Raw genomic sequence first — 7,306 nt, forward strand, 5'->3', positions numbered from 1 at the left:
TGCCGTGGATGAGCCCCTGGTCGAACTGGAAACCGACAAGGTGACCATCGAGGTTCCGGCGCCGGCTTCCGGCACGCTTTCCGAGATCGTCGCCGGCGAGGGTGAAACCGTCGAGCTCGACGCGCTGCTCGGCCAGATCGCCGAAGGCGATGCGCCGGCTGCGGGCGGCGGCGAAAAGGAAGAGCCGAAGGCCGACGCGCCGAAGGAAGAGCCCAAGAAGGAAGAAGCCAAGGCTGAAGACAAGCCGAAGACCGGCGGTTCCGACATGCCGGCAGCACCGTCCGCGGCCAAGATGATGGAAGAAAAGAACATCTCCGCCGATCAGGTGGAAGGTTCCGGCAAGCGCGGCCAGGTGCTGAAGGGCGACGTCATCGCCGCAGCCGCCAAGGGAACGTCTTCGCCCTCCTCGGAACCGGCCAAGGCCCCGCAGCGCGCGCCCTCCAAGGTCGAGGATGCCGACCGCGAGGAACGCGTGAAGATGACGCGCCTGCGCCAGACCATCGCCAAGCGCCTGAAGGATGCGCAGAACACCGCGGCCATGCTGACCACCTATAACGAGGTGGACATGACGGCCGTGATGGAAATGCGCTCCAAATACAAGGACCTGTTCCTGAAGAAGCACGACGTCAAGCTCGGCTTCATGGGCTTCTTCACCAAGGCTGTCTGTCACGCCCTGAAGGAAATCCCGGCGGTCAACGCCGAGATCGACGGCACCGACATCATCTACAAGAACTTCTGCCACATCGGCATGGCCGTCGGCACGGACAAGGGCCTCGTGGTTCCGGTCGTACGCGATGCCGACCGGATGTCGATCGCCGAGATTGAGGCCGAAATCGCACGGCTCGCCAAGGCGGCCCGCAGCGGCCAGCTTTCCATGGCGGACATGCAGGGCGGCACCTTCACGATCACCAATGGCGGCGTCTACGGTTCGCTGATGTCTTCGCCGATCCTGAATGCGCCGCAGTCGGGCATTCTCGGCATGCACAAGATCCAGGAGCGGCCGATGGCGATCGGCGGCCAGGTCGTCATCCGACCGATGATGTATCTGGCGCTCTCCTATGACCATCGCATGGTCGACGGTCAGGAAGCGGTGACCTTCCTCGTCCGCGTCAAGGAAACGCTGGAAGATCCCGAACGCCTCGTTCTCGATCTCTGATCAACAAAACCTGGGGGCCGGGACATGAGCATCGAATTCCTGATTACGGCGCTGATTGTTGTTCTGGCTCCCGGCACGGGCGTGGTCTACACGCTCGCGACCGGTCTGGCGCAGGGCAGGATGGCAAGCGTCGCCGCCGCCTTCGGCTGCACGCTCGGCATCATCCCGGCAATCCTCGCCTCCGTGTTCGGGCTTGCCGCGCTGTTTCACACCAGCGCGCTGCTGTTCCAGACGGTGAAGTTTGCCGGCGTTGCCTATCTTCTCTATCTTGCCTGGCAGACGCTCAAGGATCGCGGCACGCTGAGGGTCTCGGGGGAGGGGGCGCCGCGGCGCAGCCTGTTTGCGATCGCGCGCAACGGTTTTCTGATCAACATCCTGAACCCCAAGCTCTCCGTGTTCTTCCTCGCCTTCCTGCCGCAATTCGTCTCGCCCGCCGCTGCCTTGCCGATACTGGAAATGCTGGCGATGTCGGCCGTGTTCATGGCGATGACCTTCGCGGTGTTCGTGCTCTACGGTCAGTTTTCGGGGCTGATGCGTGACCGCGTATTGTCGAGCGAACGCGCGATGGCATGGATGCGGCGCAGCGTGGCGCTGGCCTTTGCCGGTTTCGGCGTTAAACTCGCGCTCAGCAGGCAATAGAAACCGGGACGCCTTTCATGGATCATCAATATCTGATCGAGTTCGCGTCGCTGATGGCGATCTTCTCCTTCGCCATCGTCGCTCCCGGCGCGGATACTGCGATGATCATCCGGCAGGCGCTGGTCCATGGCCGGCGCTCGGCGGTGCTCAGCAGTTTCGGCGTCGGCACCTCGCTGATGTTCCATGTCAGCTACACGATCATGGGGCTGGGGCTGATCATCTCGCAGTCGATCATGGTCTTCAACGTGATCAAATGGGCGGGCGCGGCCTATCTTATCTATCTCGGCATCCAGTCGCTGCGTTCCGGCAAGGCCGATGTTTCGCCCGTAGCCCAAGCCGGCGCAACGGCAAGGCAGGGAGCGGGAAAGGCCTTTTCGCTCGGCTTTCTCGCCAATGCGCTCAATCCGAAGCCGGTCTTGTTCTTCCTGTCGATATTCTCGACCGTGGTCAGCCACGAAACGCCCGCGGCGGTGAAGTTCGGCTATGGTCTCGTCATGGCGACGTGCCTGATCGCATGGTTCGTCGGCGTGTCGCTGTTTTTGACCACGCCGCGCATGCGCTCGGCATTCGAAAAGGCGAGCGTCTGGATCAACCGCGCGAGCGGTGCGGTCTTCATCGCATTCGGCCTGAAGCTGGCAACGGAAAAGGCAGGCTGAGCCAACGACAACAAATCCGGCCATCGGCCGCCAGAAAATATGGTCATGCAGCGCCCATCCTTCGCATCGGCGATGACCTCAATAAAGAGAAGGAAATCTGATGTCCTATGATCTCATCGTAATCGGTTCCGGTCCCGGCGGCTATGTCTGCGCGGTCAAGGCCTCGCAGCTCGGCATGAAGGTCGCCGTTGTCGAGAAGCGCGCCACCTATGGCGGCACCTGCCTCAATATCGGCTGCATTCCCTCAAAGGCGCTGCTGCATGCCTCGGAACAGTATGCGCACGCCGCCCATGGCATGGAGAGCCTCGGCATCAAGCTTGCGGGCGTGGAACTCGACCACGAGAAGCTCATGGGCCACAAGGACGCGGTGGTGAAGTCGAATGTCGAGGGCGTCGCCTTCCTGTTCAAGAAGAACAAGATCGACGGTTATCAGGGCTCCGGCAAGATCGTTGCCGCCGGCAAGGTGCAGGTGACGAAGGAAGACGGTTCGACCGAGGAACTTGAAGCCAAGAACATCGTGATTGCCACAGGCTCCGATGTCGCCGGCATTCCGGGCGTCGATGTCGCGATCAATGAGGAAACCATCGTTTCTTCCACCGGCGCGATCGCGCTGAAAAAGGTTCCCGAACATATGGTCGTCGTTGGCGGCGGCGTCATCGGGCTCGAACTCGGATCGGTCTGGTCGCGCCTTGGCGCCAAGGTCACCGTCATCGAATTCCTTGACAAGATCCTCGGAACGATGGACGGCGAAGCCTCCAAGCAGTTCCAGAAGATCCTCGCCAAGCAGGGCATTGATTTCAAGCTTTCGGCCAAGGTCACGGCCGTCGAAAAGGGCGAGAACGGCGCGAAGGTGACGTTCGAGCCGGTCAAGGGTGGCGACGCCGAGACGCTTGAGGCCGACATCGTGCTGATTTCCACCGGCCGCAAGCCCTTCACCGAAGGCCTCGGCCTGGAAGAGGCCGGCGTCAAGCTCGACGATCGCGGTCGTGTCGAAATCGACGGTCATTTCAAGACCAATGTCGACGGAATCTACGCCATCGGCGATGTGGTCAAGGGCCCGATGCTCGCGCACAAGGCCGAGGACGAGGGCGTGGCGCTTGCCGAAATCCTCGCCGGCCAGGCAGGTCACGTGAACTATGACGTGATCCCGAGCGTCGTCTATACGCAGCCGGAAGTCGCCTCGCTCGGCAAGACCGAGGAAGAGCTGAAGAAAGCCGGCGTGGCCTACACTGTCGGCAAGTTCCCGTTCATGGCCAATGGCCGCGCCCGCGCCATGGAAGCCACCGACGGTTTCGTCAAGGTGCTCGCCGACAAGGAAACCGACCGTGTTCTCGGCGTCCATATCGTCGGCTTCGGCGCCGGCGAGATGATCCACGAGGCGGCGGTGCTGATGGAGTTCGGCGGTTCTGCCGAAGATCTCGGCCGCACCTGCCACGCGCATCCGACAATGTCGGAAGCGGTGAAGGAAGCAGCGCTCGCCGCCTTCTTCAAGCCGATCCATATGTAGGCGCGGCGCCGAAGGGCGTTCCTGACTGAAGGTTTGATACGGCCCCGTTCTGCGGGGTCGTTTTTCATGTGTCCGGCGCCGTCATTCGCGTCGTTGATCCAAGACTTCAGTAAAATTCGTTGTTCATGGCGCGCAAAATCCTGTTTTCATGGGCCATGGCTCACAAATCAACCGGATCCATCTTTGCCGCCGGTCCGGCAGCGGGAATCGCGCTGATCACCGCTTCGGTCTTCCTGCTCTCGCTCTCCGATGCGCTGGTCAAGCTGTCCGGCGTGCGTTTCGGTCTTGCGCAACTGATCTTCCTGCGATCCGCATTTGCAGCGATGCTTCTCGCGCTCGGGCTGAAATTGTTCGCGCGCGGCACGCGACTCATTCCCGAACACCTTGGGTGGGTGACGGCCCGCAGCCTCTGCCTCGTTTCCATGTGGTTCTGCTATTACGCATCTCTTCCGCACCTGCCGCTGTCGCTGGCGGCGGCCTGCTACTATACATCGCCGTTGTGGATGGCGCTCCTTGCCCGCTTTCATCTTGGAGAGCCGGTGGGTCTTGTGCGGTGGTGCGCCATTCTGCTTGCGCTTTCCGGCGTGGTCGTCAGCGTCAATCCGTCGGCCGGAGCCGTCTCGCCTTTCCTGCTGCTTCCGCTTCTTGCTGCTTTTTTCTATGCTCTTGCGGCGATCATTACCTGGGACAAGTGTCGTGGCGAAGCGCCTTTCGCCATGGCGCTCAATCTCAATATCGCGCTTGCCGTATCGGGCGCGGCGGGCATGGCGTGCGTTCTCCTGTTTCCGGCGGGCGATGGATTCGCGCTAACCGCCTGGCGACCGCTCGGTGTGTCGGACTGGGCGCTGATCGGGCTTCTCGCGCTCTTCCTTGTGGCCATAACCACGGGTGTCGCCGGCGCTTACCGCACAGCCCCGGCGCCGGTCGTCGGCCTTTTCGACAACGCTTATCTCGTGTTTGCGGCACTGTGGAGCATTCTTATTTTCGCCGAACGGCCGTCAGGCCTGGAAATTGCCGGACTTGCGATGATCGGCCTCGGCGCGGCGATCGCCGCCCGTCCGCCACGTGTGCGCCAGACTACAACGGATTGACTGTAGAATTAGAAAAATACAATATTTACAGTAATTTAATGAATTTGTGGCGGCGAAAATCCTATCCTGAACACAATCAAGGACTGGAATGGGAGCGAGGAAAGGGATGGTCCTTTCCGGTGAACGAGAACGCTGAAACCTCCCAAGGACAGACCTGATGCAGAAGATTATCGCTCTTTCGCTTGCAACCCTGATCGTCGGCGCAGGCGCGGCCTTCGCCGCCCAGCCGCTCAACCCTTCCTTCTACGGCCCCAAGGTGACGGCCACCGACAGGGACATCGCCCGCATCGCCGCGCCCGGCGATGTCTTTTCGACCTCGGTGATGGATGAAGGAAACTGGCATGCCGTCAAGACCTACAAGGTCCAGCCTGACGGCACGCCGAAGCTGATCGATTTCAGCTATAGTGATCTGAACGACTAAGGACAGCGACGCGGCCCCGTTTTCAGGCGGGGCCTTCTTCATTCCTCAGGCGCGCGGATGCGCCTTGTCGTAGATCTCCAGAAGTCGACCGGTGTCGACGCCGGTGTAGATCTGCGTCGTCGAGAGGGACGCGTGGCCGAGCAGTTCCTGAATGGTCCTGAGGTCGCCGCCGGCGGCCAGGAGATGGGTCGCGAAGGAGTGCCGCAGCGCGTGCGGCGTGGCCTTGTCCGAGAGGCCAAGCGCTCCGCGCAGCGCCTGCATTTCCCGCTGGATGATCGCCGGCTGTAGCGGTTTTCCGCGCAGTCCGCGGAAGAGCGGCTTGTCTGCTTCCAGATGATGCGGGCAGAGTGCGCCATAATGCCGCACGGCCGCAAGCGCTGCCGGCAGGAGCGGCACGATGCGGGTCTTTTCGCCCTTGCCGGTGATCCTTAGGCTTGTCGGATTGTCGGCAAAGTCATGCGGCGTCAGCCCCAGCGCTTCTGAGATGCGCAGTCCGCAACCATAGAGAAGGCAGAAGACGGCGGCGTTGCGCGCGGCAATCCAGGGCTCTTCCGCCAACTGGCCCTGCTCCGTTGAAACCGCGAGCGCCTCCTCGGCGCTCAGGGGCTTGGGCAGCGATTTCGGCTGTTTCGGCGCCCGCATGGCGCGCACGCCGGCGGCATTGGCAAGTCCGCGTTTTTCCAGCCAGCGCAGAAATGAACGGATGCCCGCCAGATCGCGGCCAAGCGTGCGCGCGCCGGCGCCCTCGCGACGGCGGAAGGCGAGGTAGGCGCGCACGTCCGCAGGCCTCAGCGAATCAATGTCCGAGAGCCGCACGGGCCGGGCGATATGGCCGCACAGGAAGGCGAGAAACTGCCGCGTGTCGCGCTCGTAGGCCTCGGTCGTCTTGGCCGAAAGCCGGCGCTCGCCGGCAAGCGCTCGCAGCCACTCTTGACGCAAGCCAAGCAATGCATCATCAGCAGGCACCAGTATTTCGCCCATGGGGTCACCCTCTCAGGAACTTCTTGCCGCGGCGCGATTTTACAGTAAATTGGGTTACAAAAACGCTAAGGGTTCGGGGAGGTGTCATTGTCTTTTCACACGGAATTGCGATATACGCTTCTCAGCAAAAGCAGGATGTCTTATGGCGCGTCGTGATTCATCATCCGCTCTGGCGCAGTTCGCTGAGGCGGTCGCGCTTGTTTCACAAGGGCAACCGGGACACATCGTCGACACGTTGATCGCCGAACGCGGACAGAAGATCGTCCACAATCCGTTCTGGCCGGTGATGCGTCCGTTTCTCCACCTGCTTCTGGGCTACGGCAAGGCGATCGATTTCGCCAATGACATCGAGTCCATGGATGGCTACCAGGTCTTTGACTACATCTCCAACCGTCTGACCCTCGACATCAACTGCACCGGTCGTGAGCGCATCCCCGAAAAGGGCGGTTTCGTGATGGTTTCCAACCATCCGACCGGCATCGCCGACGGGGTGGCAGTCTTCGACCTTCTGAAAGAGCGCCGCCCGGATATGACGTTCTTCGCCAACCGGGACGCCGTGCGCGTCAATCCGCGCCTGGTCGAGATGATCATCCCGGTCGAATGGCGCGAGGAGTTCAAGAGCAAGCTGAAGGCGCGCGAGACGCTGCAGGTGACCAACAACGCCATCAGAGAAGAAAAGGCGATGGTGCTGTTTCCCTCCGGCCGCATTGCCTATTGGGCCGATGGCAAGCTCAACGAGCGCCCGTGGAAGACCTCGGCGATCGGCTTTGCCCGCAAATATGACCTGCCGATCCTGCCCGTGCATCTGAAGGCGCGCAATTCCGGCCTGTTCTACTGGTTCGCCAAATGGTCGAC

At 61.6% G+C, this 7,306-nt stretch carries 8 protein-coding genes; 7 read left to right on the forward strand and 1 reads right to left on the reverse strand.

The genetic code is table 11. The annotated features are described in order from the left end of the window. From odhB to AC5DC2_RS16280, 6 genes are all read left to right on the forward strand, one after another. Positions 1-1,156, forward strand: a 1,156-nt coding sequence (odhB, locus tag AC5DC2_RS16255) for a 2-oxoglutarate dehydrogenase complex dihydrolipoyllysine-residue succinyltransferase (RefSeq protein WP_491699230.1), incomplete at its 5' end; no start/stop codon positions are given. Between the two features lie 24 nt (positions 1,157-1,180). After that, complete coding sequence (locus AC5DC2_RS16260) at positions 1,181-1,795, forward strand: LysE family translocator (protein WP_491699231.1); 615 nt, start codon at positions 1,181-1,183, stop codon at positions 1,793-1,795. Positions 1,796-1,812: 17 nt separating this feature from the next. Further along, on the forward strand, positions 1,813-2,451 hold the full coding sequence (locus tag AC5DC2_RS16265) for a LysE family transporter (protein ID WP_491699232.1): 639 nt from the start codon (positions 1,813-1,815) through the stop codon (positions 2,449-2,451). Between the two features lie 100 nt (positions 2,452-2,551). Continuing rightward, the gene (lpdA, locus tag AC5DC2_RS16270; RefSeq protein WP_491699233.1) at positions 2,552-3,958 is read left to right on the forward strand and encodes a dihydrolipoyl dehydrogenase; all 1,407 of its coding nucleotides are present in this window, start codon (positions 2,552-2,554) and stop codon (positions 3,956-3,958) included. Between the two features lie 125 nt (positions 3,959-4,083). Then, on the forward strand, positions 4,084-5,049 hold the full coding sequence (locus AC5DC2_RS16275; protein ID WP_491699234.1) for a DMT family transporter: 966 nt from the start codon (positions 4,084-4,086) through the stop codon (positions 5,047-5,049). Positions 5,050-5,206: 157 nt separating this feature from the next. Continuing rightward, entirely contained in the window at positions 5,207-5,470 is a 264-nt protein-coding gene (locus AC5DC2_RS16280) for a hypothetical protein (RefSeq protein WP_491699235.1), read from the forward strand. A 45-nt stretch (positions 5,471-5,515) separates the two neighbouring features. Here the strand turns inward: AC5DC2_RS16280 and AC5DC2_RS16285 are convergent, their stop codons facing one another. Next, positions 5,516-6,451 carry a tyrosine recombinase XerC gene (locus AC5DC2_RS16285; protein WP_491699236.1) on the reverse strand — a complete coding sequence of 312 codons (936 nt, stop codon included), beginning with the start codon at positions 6,449-6,451 and terminating at the stop codon, positions 5,516-5,518. 142 nt (positions 6,452-6,593) lie between these two features. Here AC5DC2_RS16285 and AC5DC2_RS16290 point away from each other — a divergent pair. Then, positions 6,594-7,306 (forward strand): GNAT family N-acetyltransferase (locus AC5DC2_RS16290; protein WP_491699237.1); only part of this gene is annotated, 713 nt, incomplete at its 3' end.

The sequence above is a fragment of the Martelella sp. genome, from assembly GCF_984369615.1.

Excerpts from the sequence above, each read along its gene's own strand:
- lpdA (WP_491699233.1), top strand. The coding sequence starts at position 2,552 with ATGTCCTATGATCTCATCGTAATCGGTTCCGGTCCCGGCGGCTATGTC.
- AC5DC2_RS16275 (WP_491699234.1), top strand. The coding sequence starts at position 4,084 with ATGGCGCGCAAAATCCTGTTTTCATGGGCCATGGCTCACAAATCAACC.
- AC5DC2_RS16285 (WP_491699236.1), bottom strand. The coding sequence starts at position 6,451 with ATGGGCGAAATACTGGTGCCTGCTGATGATGCATTGCTTGGCTTGCGT.
- AC5DC2_RS16280 (WP_491699235.1), top strand. The coding sequence starts at position 5,207 with ATGCAGAAGATTATCGCTCTTTCGCTTGCAACCCTGATCGTCGGCGCA.
- AC5DC2_RS16265 (WP_491699232.1), top strand. The coding sequence starts at position 1,813 with ATGGATCATCAATATCTGATCGAGTTCGCGTCGCTGATGGCGATCTTC.
- AC5DC2_RS16260 (WP_491699231.1), top strand. The coding sequence starts at position 1,181 with ATGAGCATCGAATTCCTGATTACGGCGCTGATTGTTGTTCTGGCTCCC.